Origin of the sequence: Pseudoalteromonas sp. CR1 (assembly GCF_019392235.1) — a bacterium.
Classification (GTDB): domain Bacteria; phylum Pseudomonadota; class Gammaproteobacteria; order Enterobacterales; family Alteromonadaceae; genus Pseudoalteromonas.
The window spans coordinates 1-244 of sequence record NZ_JAHXRM010000538.1 but is presented as its reverse complement, the minus strand read 5'-3'; the positions used below and the strand labels follow the sequence as shown (position 1 = coordinate 244).

The following is a 244-nucleotide window of genomic DNA, read 5'->3' as shown; positions in this document are numbered from 1 at the left end:
GTATCCAATCTGGCCACCGCCGGAGAAGCCGTCCTGGCTGCGGTTTCCGAAGGTTGCCGCTGCAGGGTTGCCACTGGCAGTGAACGCACCCGGCACAGTGAAGGTGGAGCCGGTATTGTTGCTGCTGGCGTCGAAGGCGTAGCCGGCGTTCACGCCGGCGTAGAAGCCAGTCCAGCTGAACACAGGGACGGGAGCGAACATCGGCGGCGGTGCGGCCCGGAGCGGCAAGTCCGCTGCCAAGGTG

1 pseudogene is annotated in these 244 nt (G+C 66.4%); it reads right to left on the bottom strand.

Annotated elements, in window-relative coordinates:
* Positions 1-244 (bottom strand): annotated as a pseudogene (locus KZZ04_RS20465) (hypothetical protein); the annotation flags it as partial.